The 285-nt window shown below is 58.6% G+C and carries 1 protein-coding gene; it reads left to right on the plus strand.

Features of this window, described 5'->3' with window-relative positions:
• Nucleotides 1-285: NAD(P)/FAD-dependent oxidoreductase (locus MD536_RS21480; RefSeq protein ID WP_239603832.1), on the plus strand; the 285-nt coding region annotated here is incomplete at both ends.

Raw genomic sequence — 285 nt, forward strand, 5'->3', positions numbered from 1 at the left:
GATGTTCGCAGCGGGCTGTACTGCCACAAGGAATCGAAAGGGATGCTGCTCGGATGGGCCGATAAGGATATCCAGCCGTCGTTCGATATCTCGATCGACCCCGACTACACCGACGCTATTCTCGAGCGTGCGCTGGAGCTGATGCCTCAGCTGGAGACGGCCGAGGTGGCCAATCAGTGGGCGGGGCTGTACGAAACTACGCCCGACCACAAGGCGATAATCGGCTACGAGCCGTCGGTTAAGGGCATGTTCCATGTTACCGGATTTTCCGGACACGGGTTCATG

This window comes from Flavihumibacter cheonanensis (genome assembly GCF_022352215.1).
Classification (GTDB): Bacteria; Bacteroidota; Bacteroidia; order Chitinophagales; family Chitinophagaceae; genus Flavihumibacter; species Flavihumibacter cheonanensis.